The organism is Acidisarcina sp., assembly GCA_035539175.1.
GTDB lineage: Bacteria > Acidobacteriota > Terriglobia > Terriglobales > Acidobacteriaceae > JANXZS01.
In genome coordinates, this window is the sequence record DATLIY010000006.1 from 56,674 (window position 1) to 78,100 (window position 21,427).

At 59.0% G+C, this 21,427-nt stretch carries 18 protein-coding genes; 12 read left to right on the forward strand and 6 right to left on the reverse strand.

Features of this window, described 5'->3' with window-relative positions; all coding sequences use genetic code 11:
• Positions 1-68: 68 nt before the first annotated feature.
• On the forward strand, positions 69-1,004 hold the full coding sequence (locus VM554_02085; GenBank protein HVJ07148.1) for an MBL fold metallo-hydrolase: 936 nt from the start codon (positions 69-71) through the stop codon (positions 1,002-1,004).
• A gap of 103 nt (positions 1,005-1,107) precedes the next feature.
• A complete protein-coding gene (locus VM554_02090; protein HVJ07149.1) occupies positions 1,108-1,569 on the forward strand; it encodes a hypothetical protein in 462 nt (153 codons plus the stop codon).
• A 100-nt stretch (positions 1,570-1,669) separates the two neighbouring features.
• Here the strand turns inward: VM554_02090 and VM554_02095 are convergent, their stop codons facing one another.
• From VM554_02095 to VM554_02110, 4 genes are all read right to left on the reverse strand, one after another.
• A complete protein-coding gene (locus tag VM554_02095; GenBank protein HVJ07150.1) occupies positions 1,670-2,137 on the reverse strand; it encodes a hypothetical protein in 468 nt (155 codons plus the stop codon).
• Between the two features lie 148 nt (positions 2,138-2,285).
• On the reverse strand, positions 2,286-3,194 hold the full coding sequence (locus tag VM554_02100) for a dihydroorotate dehydrogenase (protein ID HVJ07151.1): 909 nt from the start codon (positions 3,192-3,194) through the stop codon (positions 2,286-2,288).
• Between the two features lie 8 nt (positions 3,195-3,202).
• Positions 3,203-5,017: an alkaline phosphatase family protein gene (locus VM554_02105; protein HVJ07152.1), complete on the reverse strand. Its 1,815-nt coding sequence runs from the start codon at positions 5,015-5,017 to the stop codon at positions 3,203-3,205.
• Positions 5,018-5,164: 147 nt separating this feature from the next.
• Positions 5,165-6,202: a GGDEF domain-containing protein gene (locus VM554_02110; protein ID HVJ07153.1), complete on the reverse strand. Its 1,038-nt coding sequence runs from the start codon at positions 6,200-6,202 to the stop codon at positions 5,165-5,167.
• A 286-nt stretch (positions 6,203-6,488) separates the two neighbouring features.
• Here VM554_02110 and serS point away from each other — a divergent pair, with 286 nt between their 5' ends.
• The 3 genes from serS to VM554_02125 are packed head-to-tail and all read left to right on the forward strand — an operon-like array spanning position 6,489 to position 8,945.
• Positions 6,489-7,778 carry a serine--tRNA ligase gene (gene serS / locus VM554_02115; protein ID HVJ07154.1) on the forward strand — a complete coding sequence of 430 codons (1,290 nt, stop codon included), beginning with the start codon at positions 6,489-6,491 and terminating at the stop codon, positions 7,776-7,778.
• A gap of 53 nt (positions 7,779-7,831) precedes the next feature.
• On the forward strand, positions 7,832-8,194 hold the full coding sequence (locus tag VM554_02120; GenBank protein ID HVJ07155.1) for a hypothetical protein: 363 nt from the start codon (positions 7,832-7,834) through the stop codon (positions 8,192-8,194).
• A 40-nt stretch (positions 8,195-8,234) separates the two neighbouring features.
• A complete protein-coding gene (locus VM554_02125; GenBank protein HVJ07156.1) occupies positions 8,235-8,945 on the forward strand; it encodes a hypothetical protein in 711 nt (236 codons plus the stop codon).
• Here VM554_02125 and VM554_02130 read toward each other — a convergent pair.
• Positions 8,908-10,356 carry a glycosyltransferase family 39 protein gene (locus VM554_02130; GenBank protein HVJ07157.1) on the reverse strand — a complete coding sequence of 483 codons (1,449 nt, stop codon included), beginning with the start codon at positions 10,354-10,356 and terminating at the stop codon, positions 8,908-8,910. The two genes, VM554_02125 and VM554_02130, sit on opposite strands and share 38 nt — an antisense overlap.
• A 128-nt stretch (positions 10,357-10,484) precedes the next feature.
• On the opposite strand from VM554_02130, the gene VM554_02135 reads away from it, so the two are divergent.
• The 3 genes from VM554_02135 to VM554_02145 all read left to right on the forward strand — a co-directional run bounded on the left by VM554_02135 (position 10,485) and on the right by VM554_02145 (position 16,253).
• Positions 10,485-14,006, forward strand: coding sequence for a glycosyltransferase (locus tag VM554_02135; protein ID HVJ07158.1), 3,522 nt, complete (start codon positions 10,485-10,487; stop codon positions 14,004-14,006).
• A 153-nt stretch (positions 14,007-14,159) separates the two neighbouring features.
• Positions 14,160-15,755 carry an L-glutamate gamma-semialdehyde dehydrogenase gene (gene pruA, locus VM554_02140; protein HVJ07159.1) on the forward strand — a complete coding sequence of 532 codons (1,596 nt, stop codon included), beginning with the start codon at positions 14,160-14,162 and terminating at the stop codon, positions 15,753-15,755.
• Positions 15,756-15,875: 120 nt separating this feature from the next.
• On the forward strand, positions 15,876-16,253 hold the full coding sequence (locus tag VM554_02145) for a response regulator (protein ID HVJ07160.1): 378 nt from the start codon (positions 15,876-15,878) through the stop codon (positions 16,251-16,253).
• Positions 16,254-16,289: 36 nt separating this feature from the next.
• On the opposite strand, the gene VM554_02150 is transcribed toward VM554_02145, so the two are convergent.
• Positions 16,290-16,949 (reverse strand): response regulator transcription factor, encoded by a 660-nt coding sequence (locus tag VM554_02150; GenBank protein HVJ07161.1) that lies wholly within the window; start codon positions 16,947-16,949, stop codon positions 16,290-16,292.
• 355 nt (positions 16,950-17,304) lie between these two features.
• Here VM554_02150 and VM554_02155 point away from each other — a divergent pair, with 355 nt between their 5' ends.
• From VM554_02155 to VM554_02170, 4 genes are all read left to right on the forward strand, one after another.
• Positions 17,305-18,957, forward strand: coding sequence for an FAD-dependent oxidoreductase (locus tag VM554_02155; GenBank protein ID HVJ07162.1), 1,653 nt, complete (start codon positions 17,305-17,307; stop codon positions 18,955-18,957).
• Positions 18,958-18,962: 5 nt separating this feature from the next.
• The gene (locus VM554_02160; protein HVJ07163.1) at positions 18,963-20,396 is read left to right on the forward strand and encodes an ATP-binding protein; all 1,434 of its coding nucleotides are present in this window, start codon (positions 18,963-18,965) and stop codon (positions 20,394-20,396) included.
• Positions 20,397-20,675: 279 nt separating this feature from the next.
• On the forward strand, positions 20,676-20,993 hold the full coding sequence (locus tag VM554_02165) for a type II toxin-antitoxin system RelE/ParE family toxin (protein ID HVJ07164.1): 318 nt from the start codon (positions 20,676-20,678) through the stop codon (positions 20,991-20,993).
• Positions 20,977-21,294, forward strand: a complete 318-nt coding sequence (locus VM554_02170; protein ID HVJ07165.1) for a DNA-binding transcriptional regulator — start codon at positions 20,977-20,979, stop codon at positions 21,292-21,294. Before VM554_02165 ends, VM554_02170 begins: the two co-directional genes overlap by 17 nt.
• The last annotated feature ends 133 nt before the right edge of the window (positions 21,295-21,427 follow it).

The window sequence follows — 21,427 nt, forward strand, 5'->3', positions numbered from 1 at the left end:
GGTCCCGGTCAGCGAACGGTGTCCTCTCTTGCACAGCGATTCGCTGTATCCTGATCGATATGGTGAGGATGACAGTGCTGGCCAGCGGTTCCAAAGGCAACAGCACAATTGTCTCCTCCAGCCGCACGCGCATTCTGGTGGATGCCGGATTGAGCTGCCGAGAACTCTTCAAGCGTATGCAGTCCGCGGGTGAGGATCCCCGCCAACTTGACGCCATTCTCATCACCCACGAGCACCAGGACCACGTTCAGGGAGTCTCTGTTACGGCACGGAAGCTGGGGATTCCGGTATATTTCACCGAAGCGACGCATCGCGCCTGGATGCGCTGGATGACGCCCCAGAAGCGGGTGACCTACGCGGACTGGCTGGCACAGCGCAAAGCCGATGCCGCGGCGAAGGACGAGGCAGCAGAGAAGACGGAGGCCTCCGGGGAACCAGAGCCGCTGGAACTGGCGGCGAATGCGGCAGAAGAAGAGATTGTCGATGCGCCGGATCCGTGTGCCTTGCCCGGGGTGGAGTACTTCACTGCGGGGGCGGATTTCTGCATTGGGGATATTGCGGTTACCCCCTTCACGATCCCTCATGATGCTGCCGATCCTTGCGGGTTCGTCTTTGTCGCAGAGGGGATCCGGGTAGCGGTTGCGACGGACCTGGGGTACATTCCGCCCAATGTTCAGATGCACTTACGGCATTGCGACGTGTTGATGCTCGAATCCAACCATGATCTCGAGATGCTGCGCGATGGGCCGTATCCCTGGAGTGTGAAGCAGCGGGTTCTGTCGCGGGTGGGGCATCTTTCGAATGATGCGGCTGCGGATTTTCTTGAGAAAATCTATGACGGACACGCAACGTATGTCATTCTGGCACATCTCTCAGAGAGCAATAATTTACCCGAGCTGGCCAGGGTATCGGCCGAAAGGGCCCTGCGGGACCGGATGGGCCTGTTAGGTAATCAGTTAATGCTCGCCCGGCAAAGTGATGCACTTGACTCTATCTCTTTGTAAGCCGACGCGTTAAAATAAAGAGTCCGGCAGAAATCCTGAGTTTTGTGAGTTGAGTCCTGGCCGGTATTTTTACGCAATCAGAAAACGAGTGTAGAAAAATTCAATGTCAACAAAAACATGCACAGATCCAGTCGTAGGAGACATACTTTCAAGTTGGAGATATGACATTTCCGGCATCAGCCCGGAGATGCGTACGGACTACGAGCAGCATCTGGCGGAGTGCAGCCAGTGCCGTTCTCGTCAACGACTCCACAGAACGATTGATGTCACCCTCATCGGATTCAGCACGGTGTCCATTGCGGTGTTTCTGCTGGCTCTCGCGTACATTCATCGCGTGGAGCCGCTGCAGCACTGGGCGCTGGTGCACCTCCAGGTGCGCGATAACTATTACGCGCTGACCTTGCAGGCCGCCGCTGTTCTGGGGCTGCTGGTTTCGCTATTGCTCTGGGTGCTGGTCGCGATTGCTACTCCCGCTCCGATGTATCTGCGAGGCATGGCATTAAACCAACTCCACGGCCGCGTGCCGGAGGAAATGCAAGACCGCCACCCCCGGAACGTCGCGTAACCGACAGAATCCGCGGAACGGGCCGAATCCACGCAGGAAACGCAAAATGCCTCCGGAATCTTCCGGGGGCATTTGTGCTTCAGGCGGATATCCCTGCGCTTCAGACGGAGAGATCCACCGGTCCATTTTGCCGCAGAGTATCGAGGGAGCAGAGAAGGTCCAACACCGTCTGCAGTTGTTCGGCTGCGGCGGAATTCTGCTCTGTGAGCTCAAAGGCCACGTAGCGCTCAAACTCATCGATGTAGTTGTAGCGCTGGTTGCCGGAGCGTCCGCTCCGCAGCGCGTGGCAGCCCTCTCCCGGAACCAGCCTCATTGGTACGCCGGTCAGGCAAATATAGCCTGTGGCGGTGAGCAATTCCTCTTGCATCAGCCGGTTTGCCAGGTGCAGAGCCTCGTCTGTGCTCATATCGCGCATATCAAACTGAGCCGCTATCTCTTCCAGTACCCGGCTAGCCGAGTGCGCGGTCTCTTCCTGGCGCGAGGGAAACGGGTGCTCCCGCTCGCGGATTGCATCGGGATTTCGCAGCGGCAGAGCGCTCGAGATGCCGGACGTTCGTTCCACTCGCATGTAGTTTGCCCCCTTGCTGGGTATTTCGGCTGAGGGCGGGGAATTTTGAGGGCTACGGCCTATTTTTCTGTGAGTTTTCTAATTTTTGTCCGTTATTTGGTCAATTTGAGTCTGGAAAGCCACATCGATTTGTCGGGAACGACCATTTCTAGTCCAGCAGCAGACCGCCGGTGAGCTCCGAGACTACCTTGACGTTATGACTGCGGCACCAGTGCTCCAGTCCATGGCTGATGCGCTCGACGGCCCTGGGATCCGCGTAACTTGCCGTGCCCACCTGAACCGCGGTGGCTCCGGCAAGGAGAAATTCGACGGCGTCCTCGGGAGTGGTAATGCCGCCCATGCCGAGGATGGGGATCGATACGGCCCGGGAAGCTTCGTAGACCATTCGGAGCGCGATGGGTTTGATCGCCGGTCCGGAGAGTCCTGCAGTGACGTTGGCGATGCGCGGGCGGCGTGTTTCCGGATCGATAGCGAGCGACAGAAAGGTGTTGACGAGCGACAGGGCATCGGCGCCCGAGTTGGCGGCGCAGCGGGCCATCTCCGCAATGGAGGTGACATTGGGGGAGAGCTTCACGATGAGGGGGCGGTTGGCCCGGTTCTTCGCCCGGGTTACCAGGTCATCGAGCAGGCGCGGGTCGCTTCCGAAGACCATTCCGCCCTCGTGTACGTTGGGGCAGGAGACGTTCAGTTCGTAGGCTGCGATGCCGTCCACCTGGTTGAGGCGGTCGATGACCTGGATGTAATCCGCCACGGTATAGCCGAAGACATTCACAAAGACGGCGCAGGTGGGATAACGGCGCAGCAGGGGCAGCTTCTTCTCGAGAAATGCCTCGACGCCGATGTTCTGCAGGCCGATGGCGTTCATCATGCCGGAGGCGGTCTGCACAATGCGCGGTGCCTGATTGCCGGCCATCGGCTCGCGGGAGAGACCCTTGGTTACCAGGCCGCCGAGGCGGTCCAGGTCGACAATGTCTTCGAATTCGATTCCATAGCCGAAGGTTCCGCTGGCGGCTACGACGGGGCTCGTGAGGGTTATACCCGCGAGCTGAACACGCATATCTGGCTTCACTGGGCCTTCTGATTCTCCGGGGAGGTTACTGGTTTATGGAGCGCTCTCGTGCTACGGTGGCGCGCGGAGCGAGCCGGGGGAAGCGGCGGCAGCGGGTGAATCGCCTGAGTCAGGATGCGTCCGACAGAGGCGGAGGGCTGGTTGACACCCAGCAATGAGGCCAGGGTGGCGGCCAGATCGACCGGGGCGACGCGCCCATGGTAGGTACCGGGGGTAAACGGAGCCCCAAAGAACGCCAGCGGTACATGGCGGTCGTACGACCAGGGGCTGAAGTGCGTTGTCTGGCTGCTGTTCTGGTTCTCCATCTGGTAGGCGGCAGGGATAACCATCACGTACCATCCACCATTGGTCGTATAGCTGTGGCCCAGGATGGAGCCGAACTCTGTTGGCGGAAACTGCCCGGCTGCGAGCTGCTCGCGGGTATAGGTGCGGACCACCACGGGCTGCGGCGGCAGGCGGGTTTCGGATGGCTTAAATCCGGGGTCGCCGGGATTGGGCTGTGCCGGTGTGTCCGCGTCTTCGCGGGGCTTGCTGGCTTCGACTACAGCCGGCTGAATGGCATTCTGCACCGCATGCTCGGCCTCGGCCTCGTTGATGCCGGCCCGGTCAAAGGCAGGATTGTTCAGAGCGATATATGGCAGATTCTGGTGCGGCAACAGGTAGTTGACCTTCTCCCCGGGAGAGAACTTCTGGTTCATCGCCTCGTTCAAGGCGGCGGTGAAACGGTCGACGTCCAGGGTCGCGGCATTCAGTCCCAGTCTGGCGGCGTCGGATGGAATGGGGGCCACGCCGTGATCGGCGGATAGAGCGATCCAGACGTTGGCAAGCCCGCCGTCGATATTCTTGTCCAGCCAGGTGAAGAAGCTGTCCAGATCCGAATCCAGGTGATCGACCATCTGCTTTTCATAGGTGGAATCCGGACCCATCTGGTGGCCAAGGATGTCGTTGGCCGAAAGAGAGATGGTGAGCAGATCCGGAGTCGGCCCCTGGGCTAGCTGTTCTCCCTTGATAAGAGCGCGCGCAAAGTCCAGTTCGTACGCATTGGCTGCCGGTGTGCGACCCACCAGGTCGTAGAACATGGTTGTTCCGGTGGCATTCGCGTCCTTCATCGCTTGTTCGGAGCGGCCGCCGGTGTTGAATGCCGTGGCCCACTCCGGCAGTTGAGAACGATAGAAGGTGGAGGTGACGAAGTATCCGGAGGCAGGATCGATCCAATAGGCGGCGTTGGCGGTTGCGCCTGCGGGCAGAATGGAGGCGCGGTCCTTGAGAGAGATTCCAAAGACATGAGACTGGCCCTGGGTGGCCAGGCGCAGTTCGTCTCCTATGGTGGATGCGCGCAGATTCCGCGGCGAGGATCCAATGCCATAGCTGAGAGCATTGGGAGGTGCCCCGGGGGCGTTGGCGGGAATGCTGGAATCGGGCAGACCTACCAGCCGGTAGCGCTCATCTTCTACGGAACTGACTGGACGCTCCTTGTTGCGGCTGAGATCCCACCACTCGTTGGTGCCAATACCGTGACCATCGGTATAGGCCCCGGTGCCCAGGGTGGAGTGGCCGGGCGCTGTCTGCAGGTTTGCGTAGTCGTAGTAGCAGTCGGGAAAGTAGGCTCCGCGATCGAGGAAGAGGCGGAAGCCGTGCCCTTTGAAGTCGGCGCGATACCGCTCCAAGTAGTCTCCGCGAAACTGATCGATGACCAGAATCACGACCAGCTTGGGACGTCCATCATAGGCACCGGCCCGGGCCTGTAGAGCGGCCCCAAGCATAGTGACGCAGGCAAGCAACAGTATCAGGGAACGGCGGATCTTGAGCATAGATACTTCCCAGTATCGCAGGAGCGGACTCCCTCGATATGTTATCAAGCAATGAAGAAATGGATGCAGATGCACGCATACCCACGCACGGTCGGCGGCTCTGGTGCGGTGCGAGTCTGGGCCATGAGTTCAGGCTAACGGCACTGGCTATGGAACCGGGTTCGCATCGGTCCGGTCACGGTGCTTCTCCGCATACATCGCCGCGTCGGCTCGCTCCAGCAAATGGTGAACCGGCTCCCCTGGCTTCCACTCCGCTACGCCAAACGAGGCGCCGACGGAGACTGTATGCTGCTTGGCTCCGATATGGATCTGGTAATCGCCAAAGACCCAGCGATCCATCCGCCGCAGCAGGGTTCTGGCTTCCTGCAGATCGCAATCGAGAATCAGAATGAATTCATCCCCACCCCATCGTCCCAGGATGTCGGTGGACCGGCAGGAGTTGCGCAACTCTTCCGCGAACTGCTGCAGCATCTGATCGCCCGCCAGATGCCCATACATATCATTCACGTTCTTGAAGTTATCGAGATCGATGACGACGAGCGAGAAAGGCGTTGGTTGCGTTACCCGGCGATCCAGGATCTTCTCAATCCCGCGGCGGTTGAAGAGATCGGTCAGGCTATCCCGCAGCGTGCGCTCTTCGGTCTCCTGCAACTGCGTCTGATAGCCGGAAAGTAGCGACTGGAAGCGCTCGATGGTCCTGGCGTTCCCTTCGACCATCTCGCGAACGTAGCCCCTCAACTGGGTTGCGCTGGCCAGTATCGAATCCTGCATGCGGGTGAGATCGTCCATCTGCGCGATGGCTTCCAGCGTGTGCGAAACCTCAGACAACTTCGCGGCACAGCGTTGGTCTCGCTCGCCAACGGCTTCCGCTGTATTGGCCAGCTCAAGCAGGAGGCCTTTGACTCTTTTGGCGGATTCCTTCATCCACCGGGCGGTATGGTGCCCCCATGCCTCCAATTGGTGGTTTGTCTCGCGTTCGGCGCTGGCGACGACCTCTGGCGTGAGCTGCTGCTCCCCCAGGTTGGATTCGACCCCAAGCAAGGCTTGTTGCAGCTTTTCGCCGGTGGAGGGGTAGCTGGCAACCGACCATGTTCCCATGGCATGCAGAGCGGAGCGATAGGCGGATACCGTGGAAGCGATTAACTTGTCGGAATCCTGGTCCAGATACTTCTTCAGAGAGATCATATTGCGGCTCTTTCGGCCACTTCAGGTAACGAAAAACTAAGAAAACTAAATGGCTGAATTCGTGCGCAAACATGCGGCGAAACCCACCATTGCAAGACCCGGGCGCAGATCCTCCTGCATAGAAAGGGCGATCCCGGAAAACACGGGTCCGTCTGGATTCATCGTGGGAGGTCTATGGTCTATCTACTCCTCCAGCGATATTGTTTGCAAGACTTTTAGTTCCGGCAAGCAGCAAGGATTCATGAAGATGCTGGCGGGGGAACGGGAAGTAGTAAGCTAGAGACTTATGCTTGATCTTGGATTTGTGAGAGCCAATCTGGCGCTGGTGGAAGACAAGCTGCGCGAGCGGGGGCAGAACCCGGCAGAGCTGCTGGGCGATTTTCGGCGTCTGGACGAAGAGCGCCGGGACACGATTACTCAACTGGAATCGCTGAAAAGTCTGCGGAATGAGTTGTCCGGGCAGGTCGGCAGCCTGAAGAAAGCCGGGCAGGACGCCACCGCCCTGATGGAGCGGGTGAGGGGCCTCAAGGAGTCGATCGAGGCGGATCAGGTGGCCGCGGACGCGATTGACGAGAAATTGCGGGCGATTCTGCAGCGGATTCCCAATATTCCCCAGGCCAGCGTGCCAGTCGGCCAGTCCGAACAGGACAACGTCCAGGTGAAGACATGGGGAGAGAAGCCACGGTTCGACTTCACACCCAAGCCTCACTGGGAGCTGGGGGAGGCGCTTGGCATTCTGGACCTGGAGCGGGCCGCCAAGCTCTCCGGGGCGCGCTTTGCCGTGTATTGGGCGCAGGGGGCGCGGCTGGAACGGGCGCTGGCAAGTTACATGCTCGACCTGCACACGGCGCAGCACGGATATACGGAGGTGCTGCCGCCCTATATGGTGAACAGCGCGTCCATGTATGGCACGGGGCAGTTGCCCAAGTTCGCAGAGGATCTGTTCAAGTGTGAGAACGGCGATTTCTGGCTGATTCCGACTGCCGAGGTTCCGGTAACCAACCTGTATCGGGATGAGGTGCTGGAAGAGGCTCAGTTGCCGGTATCGCTGACGGCGTACACGCCCTGTTTCCGCTCCGAGGCTGGTTCCTACGGCAAGGATGTACGGGGAATCATCCGCCAGCATCAGTTCCAAAAGGTGGAGCTGGTGAAGTTCACGCGGCCGGAGGATTCCGACGCGGAGCATGAGAAGCTGACGGCCAATGCCGAGGCGATCCTGGAGTCGCTGGGCCTGCCCTACCGCAGGATGCTGCTGTGCACGGCGGATATGGGCTTTTCGTCCGCCAAGACCTATGACCTTGAAGTCTGGCTGCCGGGGCAGAATCTCTATCGGGAGATCTCTTCGTGCTCGAACTTTGAGGCATTCCAGGCACGGCGCGCAAACATTCGTTATCGCCCGGCGGGTAAGAGCAAGACGGAGTACCTGCATACCTTAAACGGCAGCGGGCTGGCGGTGGGCCGTACCTGGCTGGCGATCCTTGAGAATTACCAGCAGGAGGATGGCTCGGTACGCATTCCGGATGTGCTGGTGCCCTACATGGGTGGAGCGACAAAGATCGAGAAACGGGTTCTATAGAGTCTGCGGCCCCCTGAAATGACGGAGTTGGCAGCAACGCGGAGACGCAAACGATGTTTCGTATTCTGAAGAGCTATTTTTACTGGACGTACCCACGCGGCAGCTTTCACTACGACGTGATGGTGACGCTGATCCTGGCAATCATTTTTCTGTCGCCGCGGGTCATCAACTTTCACGATCAGCCGATGGATCGCGAACTGCATTCCACCGAAGTGCTGGTGAAGACCGAGGGCGCGAATGGCCTTTTCTACCGGCTTAGCGAGGAGCGGGTCAAACAATTCTCCGGAGAGGATGAGACAGCGGCGTTGAAGGGCGCCATTCAGCCAATCTCCGGCGAAGTTGTGATCGATCGCTACGAGGTCGTGAAGGACGAGAGCGGTCATACGACCGGCTATAAGGTCTGGGCTCACCGCTAGGCGCACCATGTTGTTCCAGGAAGAAGACGCAGGATTGAAAATGAAGAATGCAAGAGTGCGGAGTTTTGTGATGGTGGCCCTGGCCGCGCTGGCGATAGCGCCGGTTGCGGGGCTCGCTCAAAATGGCGGTGAATTGAACGGCGTTCTGCGCCAGATGGATACTGCTGCGAAGGCTTTCAAGAGCGCGCAGGCTGATTTTGAATGGGATCAGTACCAGGTAGTGGTGCAGGATAAGGATGTGCAGAAGGGCTCCGTCGCCTTTCAACGCCAGGGGAGCGAGATGGTGATGGGCTCCCGTATTCGCGAGTTCAATGGCAAACCGCAACTGAAGCAGTTGCTGTATCGCAATGGCAGCCTGGAGTTTTACGAGCCAGCCATCAAGCAGATGACGATCTTCTCCGCGGGAGCGAACCGCTCGCAGTATGAGAGCTTTTTGACCCTGGGCTTTGGCGGTAGCGGAACAGATCTCGAAAAGAACTGGATCGTCAGCTACAAGGGCAACGAGGTGATCGACGGAGTCAAGACGGCGAAGCTCGATCTGGTCCCGCGGCAGGCAAACGTAAAACAAACCTTTACCCATGTCACGATCTGGGTGGATCCGGAGCGCGCGATTTCGCTGCGGCAGCAGTTTTTTGAGCCTTCCGGCGATTATCGCCTGGCCAGCTACAGCAACATCCGCTACAACACGGCGATCAGCGCCGATGTCTTCACCATCAAGCCTGCGTCAGGCACGCAGACGGTGCGGAAGTAGAGGTACCTCGCGCGTACCGCGAGAAGGCTATGGCCGCCAGCGCAAGGATCATCGGATAACACTCCAGTGTGTAACGTGTCTCCGGCGCTTCAATGGTAGCCAGCAGCAGGGAACGCAGCAGCATATAAGCCACCATCGCGGTGGCAAATGGAGGCCGGCGTAACAGGCCGGCCAGCGCGGCGATGAGATAGCCCAGGTTCAGCGCGCCATAGGCGAAGGCGAAGTACGACTCATTGTGATGGAGCCAGTACTGCCACCAGCGCAGTTCGATGGGCAGCATCTCAACCCGTGGGCGCAGCCACATATTCGACACTCTCCCCAATGGAAGCACGACGTAGTAGCGCAAGGGATGCGTACGCACGCGCTCATCGGCAAGGGCCTGGAAGCGGGCATCCAGCTCCGGCGTGAGGGAGAGGCGGCGGTTGTATTCGTCGAAGAGCGACTGGGTGGTGGCGAACTGCTGCGAGGAGTCGAAGGCTCGCGATGGCAGGGCGTGAATATCCATGCGATCGTTTTCAACATTCCAGTAGATTTCGTAGGTGGACGAGAAATCGATACACCATGTTTTCATCCAGCGCTGGAAGCCGGGATTGACCGGTTCTCCGGGGTCAGTGGCGTAGCGCGGCGCGAGTGGTTGGAAGAGGTGGAAGGTGTGCCAGTTGCGCAGCGTCCACGGCACGAAAGGCAGGACGGCGAGAGAGCCGCAGAGGAGTGCATCGCGTAGCGAACGGCGGAACTCAACTGTGGTCCATCCGCGGCGGGCTCCGTGGAGAAGGATGGCTGGCCAGAAGGCAATCGCCAGCAAGGCTCCGTCGGGCCGGAGCAACGCAGCAAAGGAGAAGGCGAAGGCCGGCAGCCCGATTGCCAGAGCCGTTCTCTGGCGCGAGTCCGGCGCGTAGGGCTGCAATGTTGTGGCGGGTTGCAGGAGGACTGGCCGCAGAAGAGCCAGGGCATAGAGTGCCAAGGCAACGCAGAAGATCGAAAGCGTCTCCGGCATGGCGCTTGCGGTGTAGTTGGCGGTAAAGGGGCAGAGCGCGGCGAGGTAGAGCGCGATCCATGCCTGTCGCTCGCCGCTGATGCGGCGGACAAAGGCCGCGATGAGCAGGCAACTGAGCAGGTCGACGGCTGCCTGCACATAGAGAACGGCGTGGTAGTGCTCCATTCCGAAGACACGGAAGCAGGCCGCGAGAAAGAGCGGATAGCCGGGCAGGCGAATCAGTGTCGGCTGGATGCCCTCCGCCATTGTGCGGCCATAGATGCCATGCTGCAGCAGGTTTTTCGCCATGTCCCCGTAGACGAGGGGGTCGCCGTCAATCTCTGGGAAGGCGTGGATAAACCAGAGGCGGAGAGCAGCACCTGCAAGGAGTGCCAGTAGGAGGAATGTGACCTTGCGGGATGTCGCGGCGTGCATGGAAATGAATCATACTAGAGTGGATCGGCCCGGCTGGCCGCGTTTGAGCATCAGGGCGGAGAACAGGGCACGACAAGTAATATTGAGTTTCAACGTAGTTGCACCAGATTCCTGTATCTTCTGACAAGATGAACCGGCAAATTTTTTACGATCCCGAGCGCAAACGCTGGAAGCGCCTTCGTCGCATCCTGGATATCACCGCGGTAGTTTCGACGCTGGTGCTGGGCGCATTCTTCCTCAGCGTGGTGCGCCGCCAGGCGTTGCCGGAGTTGCTGCTTCCCCAGCAGAAGCGAAACTATAAAGCTCTGCGGGAGACGGTCCAGCTGAAGAACAGGGGAGCGCGGCCATCGCGCCGCCGGACGAACCGCAAGCCCTCGGAGATTCCGCTGAATACCGGCGAAGGCTTGCGGGCTGCTTACTATGTGCAGGACGACCCTGCCAGCTATGCTTCCCTGAAGGAGCATGTTCATCAGATTGATCTGTTGTTTCCGGAGTGGCTCTTCGTTTCGCTGCCCTCGGGAAAGCTGCAGGGAGTGACTCTCGATAATCGCCCCTACAACATTGTGGACTCGCGCGGAGTGCACGACGTAGACCAGCAGGGGAACGTCAAGCGAGTCATCGCCGAAGCGAAGGAAGACACGGAAATCTTCCCGCTGATGAGCAACTACAACATCGCCAAGCAGAACTTCGATGGAGCCATCGGAGACATCCTGAAGGATGCCGGCAGGCGGCAGTCTCTGCTCGACGACACCATGAAGTTCCTGTCCGCCTTCCCTGCGTATCGCGGAATTTCGCTGGACCTTGAAGAGGTTCCCGACGATGCCGAAGATGGGTACCAGGCGTTTATCGGCGACCTGTACAGCCAACTGCACGCGAAGAACCTGCGTCTCTACGTGAACACGGGCGTGGGAGCCTCCGACGACGAGCTGAAGTTTCTTGCGGCGAACAGCGATGCCATCCTGCTGATGAATTACGACGAGCACGAGATGGAAAGCGAGCCAGGGCCGGTTGCGGGACAGGAGTGGTTTACCGCCAATCTGCAGCGTGTATTGAAGCTGGTGCCCAAGCAGCGGATTATCTGCGCGCTGGGCAACTATGGCTACGACTGGTCCATGTCCATACCGAAGGACAAGAAGACGAAGCCGAAGGTGCTGAATGTGGATGTGCTGAACGTGCAGGATGCATGGCAGCTCGCCGCGGACGCCGATGCCGACATTACGCTCGAAGACAATAACCTCAACGCGCATTTCGCCTATGACGATGAGGACAGCAAGGTGCGCCACCAGGTCTGGTTTCTGGATGGCGTGACGACCCTGAATGAGCTGCGGGCTGCGCGTGATCTGGGGCTGCAGACATTCGCACTCTGGCGGCTGGGTTCAGAAGATCGTTCCCTGTGGGCGGTATGGGATAAACCCAGCAGCATAAGTTCCATAAAAGCGCTGACCGTAGTACCGCCGGGGCATGGCGTGGATACCGAGGGCGACGGAGACATCATCCGCATTGTCCGCAGGCCTTCCCCTGGCACGCGCACAATTGAAATGGAGACTCCCGACAGCACCGTCACCAACGATCATCAGGATCGCCGCCTGATCGTTGATGAGCACATGGACGTCTATCCTCACTCCTACACGGTGCAGCAATACGGTTACCAGTCGAAGAAGGTTGCCATCACTTTCGATGACGGACCCGACCCCAAGTGGACTCCGAAGATTCTCGACATCCTGAAACGCGAGAACGTCAAGGGCGCCTTCATGATGATTGGGGCGCAGGCAGAGGAGAACGTTGGCCTGATCAAGCGTATCGTTCGGGAAGGCCATGAGATCGGCAACCACACCTTCACCCATCCGGACATCAGCGAAATTTCACAGCGTCAGCTTTACCTGGAGCTAAACCTCACAGAGCGGCTCTTTGCCAGCAAGCTGGGCGTGCAGCCACTCTACTTCCGGCCGCCGTATTCGATCGATCAGGAGCCCGATACGGACGATCAGGCCGAACCCGCCGATCGCATTCAGAGCTACGGCTACACCATCGTCGGCGACAAGATCGATACCAGCGACTGGGATGAACATCCGCGTAAGACGCCGGAAGAGATTACCACCAGCGTCCTGAACCAGCTCGCCCTGATGCAGACGAAGCCGCAGTTTCGCGGCAGCATCATCCTGATGCACGATGGAGGGGGCGACCGGTCGTCCACCATTGCCGCCCTGCCCGTCCTGATCGACGCACTGCGCGCCAAGGGATATGAAATTGTTCCCGTCTCCAACCTGATGGGCAAGACGACGGCGCAGGTGATGCCACCCCTGTCGCAATCAGAGAAGTGGCAGGCGCGGGTCGATTCCGTGGCGTTCTTCTTTTTTGCGTTCTTCAGTCACTTTGTCGTCTGGGTCTTCTTTGTCGGCGATGTATTGATGAGCGCAAGGCTGGTGCTGGTAGGAATTTTTGCATTGATCGATCGCTTCCGCACCCGCAGGTACCCCGATACGTCGCACTTTCATCCTCGCGTAGCGGTCTTGATTCCCGCCTACAACGAGGAGAAGGTAATCGTGCGTACGATCCGTTCGGTGCTCAACTCCGATTATCCCAACCTGCGTGTGATCGTGATCGACGACGGATCCAAAGATCGCACTTACGATACGGCGCGCGAGGCCTATGCAAAGGAGATTGCAGAGGGCAAGGTCACGGTGCTGCTCAAGCAGAATGCCGGGAAGGCGGAGGCGCTCAATTTCGCGCTCAACACACTGCAGGAGGAGTTCTATGTAGGCATCGATGCCGACACGGTGATCGCGCAGGATGCCATCTCCAAGCTGATGCCGCATTTCATCGATCCCGAGGTGGGGGCGGTTGCGGGAAACGCCAAGGTGGGCAACCGCGTCAATCTGTGGACCCGCTGGCAGGCGCTGGAGTACATCACCAGCCAGAACTTCGAACGGCGGGCGCTCGATCTGTTCGACGTAGTGACCGTGGTTCCCGGAGCCATTGGGGCATGGCGTACCGCGGCGGTTCTCCAGGGAGGCTGCTATCCGGTCAACACGGTTGCCGAGGATGCCGACCTGACGATGAACCTGCTGGAGCAGGGATACAAGGTGATTTACGAAGATCAGGCGCTGGCCTTTACCGAGGCTCCGGTTAGCGCCAATGGGCTGATGCGGCAGCGCTTTCGCTGGTCGTTCGGAACACTGCAGGCGATCTTCAAGCACCGGCGCGCCTTCCTGCGGCATCGTGCGATGGGGCTGTTTGCGCTGCCCAACATCCTCATCTTCCAGATGCTGCTGCCGCTGGTGTCACCCTTCATCGACCTGATGTTTGTGGCTGGCTGCATACACTTCGTCGTGGATCACTACTTCCATCCGGCAGCGGCGAGTGCGGCGAGCTTTCAGAAGCTGGTGCTCTACTTCCTGACCTTCCTGGTGATTGATTTCATCACCTCAAGCCTGGCGTTTTCACTGGAGCGGCGGCATCCGGCGAGCAAGGGAGACGGATGGCTACTCTTCCACATCTGGCTGCAGCGCTTTGCTTACCGTCAGCTATTTTCGGTGGTGCTCTTCAAGACTTTGAAGCGTGCCATCGATGGCCGGCCCTTTGCATGGGACAAACTGGAGCGCACGGCAAAGATGTCGCAGCAGACGGAAAAGATTACTGCGGGGTCCTGAGACCGGGGAGACAAAGGGGTAGTTTTCCACGGAGACAGGCTCCGTAAGTATCGAAAATCATGGGTCTTGCGGTGCATGGTTGGCGGCAGCTTTCAGAGCTTCGCAATTGTAGATGCACACATCGGGCCTTATCTGGGCTACACTACGTGGGTTATGGCTACTACGCAACCCAGCACCATGATTCTTCCTCGTTCGCCTAAGGGCGAGTTCCGCAACGAGCCGTTCACCAATTTTCACGACAATGAATCCATCCATGCCATGGAGCATGCGCTGGAGCATGTCGCGGAATTGCTGGGCCATGAGTACCAGCTCATCATTGGCGGCGAACGGCTGCACACGGCGGAAAAGATTCAGTCGCTGAATCCGGCGCGTCCGGCGCAGGTCGTCGGTATCCACCAGAAGGCTGGAGCCGAGCATGTCGAGATGGCCATGCAGGCTGCGTTGAAGGCATTCGAAACATGGAAGTACGTCGCAGCAGAAGAACGTGCCTCTCTGCTGCTGCGGGCCGCGGAGATTCTTCGCGAACGCAAATTCGAGTTTTGCGCCTGGCTCACCTATGAGGTGGGTAAGAACTGGGCCGAGGCAGATGCCGATGCAGGCGAGGCCATCGACTTCCTGGAGTTCTATGCCCGCGAAGCTCTACGCCTCTCCCACGCGAAGACCCCGATCCAATACCCCGGCGAGGTGAATGAGCTGCACTATATTCCGCTGGGAGTGGGTGCGGTCATTTCGCCATGGAATTTTCCCTTCGCCATTATGGCGGGGATGACTGCGGCCTCCATTGTCTGTGGCAATACGGTTGTGCTCAAGCCTTCGAGCGACTCGCCGACGATTGCGGCCCGCTTTATGGATGTGCTGGAGGAGGCGGGGCTGCCTCCTGGTGTAGTCAACTTCTGTCCCGGCTCGGGCTCAAGCTTTGGCAATGCCATTGTTGAGCATCCGCAGACGCGCTTTATTGCGTTCACAGGATCGAAGAGCGTGGGGTTGGAGATCAACAGCCGCGCAGCGCAGACCAAACCAGGACAGATCTGGATCAAGCGGACGATTCTCGAGATGGGCGGCAAGGACTCGATCATTGTCTGCGCGGACGCGGACCTGGACTCCGCGGTTGAGGGAGTTGTGGCCTCGGCATTCGGGTTCAGCGGGCAAAAGTGCTCGGCATGCTCCCGCGCCATTGTGGAAGACGATATTTATGATGTTTTCGTAGAGCGAGTCCGCGAGCGCGTCAAGGCGCTCAAGGTCGGCGATCCGGCTACGAACGCCAGTGTTGGGCCGGTAATCAATAAGGCCGCGCTTGACTCGATACTGAAATATATTGAAGCAGGGAAGGCTGAGTCGCGGCTGGTTGCTGGCGGAAATACGGTAGCGACGAAGGAACAAGGTTATTACCTCGAGCCGACTGTCTTTGCCGATGTGGCGCCGAAGTCAAGGATCTCGCAGGAAGAGATCTTCGGTCCGGTGCTGGCGATCCTTCGGGCGCGAAATTTTGATGATGCGCTCGAGATTGCCAATAACACAGAGTATGGTCTTACCGGTTCTCTCTACTCGGTCTCGCACGAGCGAATGGAGCGGGCGCGGAAAGAGTTCCATGTAGGGAACCTCTACTTCAACCGGAAGTGCACCGGCGCGATGGTCGGAGCGCATCCCTTTGGAGGATTCAACATGTCCGGGACGGACTCCAAGGCAGGTGGGCCGGATTACCTGTATCTCTTCACACAGGCGAAATCAGTTTCTGAAAAGCTGCCGTAGGATCTGGTGCTGCATTTCCGGAGACTGCGAAATACCTGGTAAGACTTCCTTGCAGATTGCACGGGTCGGTGTATTCGTCGAGTTGTCCGTTCCAAGAGCATCAATCAGGGGAGTAGCGTAGTGGCAAGAATCCTTTGCGTGGATGATGAGCCGTTGGCCCGCTCGCTGAAGCTGGCGATTCTGGAGAGGGCAGGCCATGAAGTCGTGCTGAGTCACTCCTCGGAAGATGCCATCCTTCGGTTGAATCGCGAGACCTTCGATGCGATCGTCACCGACTGGAAGATCGGGACGCAGGACGGCCGTTCGCTGCTGGAGGCAGCAAAGGGTGGCGCGGGCGTGCCTGTCGTGGTGGTCTCCGGCTATGTGGCCGAGGCGCTTCGCGGCTATGAGCCATTTGCAGATATTTATCTGGAAAAGCCTGTCGATCCCGACGAACTCCTGCAGATCCTCGACGCGCTGCTGCGGGACCGCCTCGGCTCCGGCGGCAACGAATCCTGAACTCCCTGCCGCTGCTATAGACCTCACCACGCAGACTTAAACGCTGAGCAGTTGCATGGAATTTACTGCCTTGGCTGCGGCTTCTGCCAGTACCCGATGGTGGATGGTAAATAGCGCAAGTTCGAGCCGGTCGGCGACGCCACTCTTATCGTAGATGCTGCGCAGATAGTTCTTGATGACCTGCTCGGTGGTTCCCAGGCGCATGGCGATTTCCTTGTTCTTGCAGCCCTGGACAATCAACGCGACGATTTTGAGCTCCTTCGGAGTCAGCCGGTCACGAACCCTCTCGCCGACCAGGTCGTCCTCGGCAGACTCCAGCGTCTCAGCGGTCGTTTGTACCCATAGTTTTCCGTCGATGACCCGGCGCAGACACTCGATCAGCCCGGTGCCGGTGATGTTCCGATAGACGACTCCATCGGCGCCCAGGGCGGCGTAGTCCTCGGCCAGTTCGTGGCTCTCGGCGATCACGACCATGCGGGCATGCATCTGCCTCGCATGCTCCAGAACGGATAGGAAATCCGCCTTCATCGAAGTAGCCAGCAGGATGATCGCCGCTTCAGCGGACTCGATCGCGTGGTTCAGATGGTCCGTATCGGAGCATTGGGCTACGATGCGGAAGTCCGGTTCCATCGACAGAACCCTGGCTGCACCTGTACGGAAGATTGCTTGCGAGTCGCCTAGAATGATTGAATGCATTGCCGTCCCTCACGCCTGAGTCACGGGTCGCCATCGATGTTACGCCAAAACTGGCGAAAGTCTCTCGGAGTTACAACCCAGTCATTCCATCCATGGGTGAAATACGGCGGGTGAAACTCCCAAGGGGATGAAATGCCAGGTTGCAGGCAAGAGTTCGATGCCGGCCCATTTCCCGATGAGGGGTATATCGGCAGTCTCCAGCAAAATGTAACCAAGTGTTGCGATATAGGACATCGCAGTGCCGGTATTTCGCTTTCTGCGGTGTATTCTGGCGGGTTTTCGCGATCTCGCAAAGATCGTAGGATAGACCTTGCCGAAGCCTGCGAAGAGTGTTTCGGACCTACACTGGAGTGGCATGGGAAAACCGGTTCTTCTCGCCGTCGATGACGATATCAGCGTCCTGGAAGCAGTGGTTCAGGATCTGCGCCGCCAGTATGGCGCGACCTACCGTGTTCTACGCGCCGCGTCGGGGCAGGCTGCGCTGGATACCTGCGAGCAGTTGAAGCAGCGTGGCGAAGTGGTGGCTCTCATCCTCTCGGACCAGCGTATGCCGGGCATGTCGGGAGTGGAGTTTCTGGAGAAGGCCATCGCTATTTATCCGGAAGCCAAGCGGGTTCTGCTGACGGCTTATGCCGACACGGAGGCGGCGATCCGGGCGATCAACACGGCTCGCATCGACTACTACCTGACCAAACCCTGGGATCCTCCGGAGCAGAAGCTGTATCCCGTCCTCGATGACCTGCTGGCGGATTGGAATCAGGACTACAAGCCGGCTTTTCAAGGAATCCGCGTCATCGGTCCGCGCTGGTCGCTGGGGGCGTATCAGGTTCGCGATTTTCTTTCCCGCAACCAGATTCCTTACATCTGGCTGAACCCGGAGGATAACGAAGAGGCGCGCTCGCTGCTGGCGCTGTACAAGCTCGATGACCGCAAACTTCCGGCGGTGCTGTTTGAAGATGGAAGCTCGCTGGTGCAGCCGACACAGACGGAGCTGGCGGCCAAGGTTGGCTTGCCGACCCAGGCCAAGAAGGAGTTCTACGATCTGCTGGTGGTGGGGGCCGGGCCTGCCGGGCTTGCGGCGGCTGTCTATGGCAGCTCGGAAGGGCTGCGTACCCTGGTGATTGAGACGGAGGCTCCCGGCGGGCAGGCCGGATCCAGCTCCATGATTGAGAATTACCTAGGCTTTCCCCGGGGGGTGAGCGGAGCAGACCTGGCGCGGAGAGCTTATGCCCAGGCCGCCCGCCTTGGCGCGGAGTTCCTGAACCAGCGCGCTACATGCATCCGCACGGAAAACCAGTATCACTACGTCAAGCTGGGCGATGGGCGCGAAGTTTCGAGCCATGCGGTGCTGCTTGCGATCGGAGTGGAGTATCGCCGGCTGGATGTGAGCGGGGTCGAAAGGCTGACCGGACGCGGCGTCTACTATGGCGCCGCGATGGAGGAAGCGCGCTCCTGCCGGGATGAGCTGGTATTTATCGTAGGCGGCGCCAACTCCGCGGGGCAGGCGGCGATGTACTTCTCCAAATACGCGAAGCAGGTAACGATGCTGGTGCGTGGCGATTCGCTCGAAAAGAGCATGTCGAAATATTTGATCGATCAGGTTCGTGCCACATCGAATATCGAGGTGGAGGTGAATTCCCATGTGGTCGAGGCGATCGGCGAGGAGCGGCTGGTGAGTCTGCGGATCAGCACCCCTACGGGCGAGGTGACACGGCCTGCGTCGGGACTCTTCATCTTTATCGGCGCTGCGCCCAAGACGGAGTGGCTTCCTCCGCAGGTGTTGCGGGATGCGCACGGCTTCATCCTCTGCGGAGGCGATCTGAAGGTGGACGGCAGGATGCCCGGTTTCTGGAAAGAGGATCGCGAGCCTTACCTGCTGGAGACCAGTACACCCGGCGTATTTGCCGCGGGCGATGCCCGTCACGGCTCGGTGAAGAGGGTTGCTTCCGCTGTGGGAGAGGGATCGATCTGCGTGCAGTTTATTCATCAGTACCTCGCGAGGTTCTAATTCAAATGACAGGAAGCGGCCCCTCAATACGCATCACAAAGAAGAACGTCCAGGATATGTATCAGGATCTGTTACGTATCCCGATCTTTGCCAGGGAGCAGCCGCAGGATCTCGCGTGTCTGGATGAATTAGAGCTTGTAGAGGCCGATCCTGGAGTGCAACTTATTCGCAGGGGAGATGCTGTTCCGGCGTACTGGATTGTGATGGCGGGTGAGGTTCAGGCGGAGAAGTTCCTGCCGGATGGTACCCGCGTCATGTCCAATGTCTTCGGGGCGGGGGATGCCTTCGGCGAAGTTTTGCTTTTGATGGGGGGGAGCAGCAGTTACATCTGCACTGTGCTCAAGCCCAGTACCCTTATCCGGCTGGATGAAGACCGTTTCTGGAAGCTGATGTTCCATTGCCCGACAGCTCGCCGCGCAGTTCTCGGCACCATGGCGGAGCGCTTGCAGGCATACCAGGCGCAGGCGGTGCATCGCGAGAAGCTGATCTCGCTGGGAACGCTTGCGGCGGGACTGATGCACGAGCTGAACAACCCCGGTGCAGCGGCGAAGCGGGCAGCGTCGCAGATGCGGGAGAATCTCACGCAACTGCAGAAGCTCGGCCTGCGCTTTTGCGAGGAGACGCCGACTCACGAACAACTGGAATGCGTGCGCCAGCTTCAGGACCAGGCTCTCAGCGCCGCCAAGCCGAAGGCCGTCAGCTCACTGGAGGAGGCGGATGCGGAAGATGCTCTGCTGCAGTGGCTGGAAGCCGCAGGTGTCGAGAATGCGTGGAAGATCGCACCCACACTCAGCGCCAGCGGTCTGGATGCGCCCCAGTTGGAGTGCGCCCGCGCTGCCTTTGACCCGGCGAAGTTTTCCGATGCGCTGAACTGGCTGGATTCGCTGGTTTCGAGCGTTCAACTGCTGGGCACGATCGAGGAGAGCATTACACGTATCTCCGCGTTGGTTGCGGCGGTGAAGAAGTTCTCCCGGCAGGATGAGGCTACGGTTCACGAAGTCGATGTGCATGACAACATCCAGAGTGCGCTGACGATTCTTGCCCACAAGTTCCACCTGAAAGACCTGCGCGTGGAGAAGGAGTTCCGCGCAACCACGGCCAGGCTGACGACCAGGGGAGCAGGCTTGAGCCAGGCCTGGACCAACCTGCTCGACAACGCGATCGACGCTTCGCCACTGAAAGGCGTGGTAACCATCCGCACATGGAATGAGGGTGACCGGATGCTGGTGGGGATTGCAGATCAGGGCAGCGGAATTCCGCGAGAGAACTGGTCGCAGATCTTTGAACCCTTCTTCACGACCAAGCCGGAGGGTGAAGGAACCGGGCTGGGTCTGGACATCGCTCATCGGATCGTGGTCGGACAATATGGGGGCGAGATCCGATTCAACTCCGGCGCTGAAGGCACGGAGTTCCTTGTTTCCCTGCCGATTACCAGCTAAGGCGCTCTGCCCGTTGGAGCGATACCTGGGTCGGTCCGGCTGTTGCGACCTTCGACTCACAAAAAACCACCCCACAAGCACCTGAGGTAGATCGTCCAGACCGTTCTGGAACGGTCTAGGCAGAGAAAAAGGGAAAGCGCGGCGATGATCTATGGTTCTAAGAGCTATAATTATTTCTGATGTCCGTTCCCTCGAGCACGCTTCGGGTCTTCGCCTCCAAACCATTCATGCGTTTTGCGCGGCGATTTGGTATCAGCGACGCTGAGCTGTGGGCAGGCGGTGAATGAGGATTACGACGCTGATTTGGGCGGCGGGGTCTTCAAATTCCGGCTGGCACGACAGGGAGAGGGAACCAGCGGTGGAGCTCGCGCCATGGTTGCGATGAAAGTGGGCCAGCGAGTTGTGCTGATGTTTGGCTTTGAGAAGAAAGATCAGGCCAGCATCAAAGCCGACGAGCTGCGGGCGTTCCGCAAGGCAGCCCGTGTCTACCTTGGTTACAGCGAAGAAGAGATGGTGGCTATTGTGCGGGAAAAGTCCCTTTCAGAAATTGCAAAAACAAACCTTGGGAGAGGAGAAAAACATGGCAAAAGCGTATAAGAGCGAAGCCCTTGCTGCGATACACGAGAGCATGGCGGATCTGCACAAGATCGGCATGCTCGGCTCGAAGACCATGAGGGAATTTGACCAGGCGTGCCTGACTCCGGTGCTGGAATTGTCGCCGGCAGCTATTCGTCGCATTCGCACGAAAGCGGCCGTGAGTCAGGCAGTCTTTGCCGCGCACTTGAATGTGACTACTGGCGTGGTCAGCAAATGGGAGCGTGGCGAAAAACAGCCGCGAGGGCCGGCGGCAAAGCTGCTCACCCTTGCTGCCAAGCACGGCCTCGAAGCCATTGCTTGAGAAGGCGGATAAGCGTCACCAGCTGCGGATCGTCTCCTCAAAACGCCTTGCGTCGCTCAGGGGGCGGGAAGCTGATTCCTGAGGCATGGGAGGCCCTGTTGGGAGGTTGCTCTAACCCCGTTTCTCCGGAAAA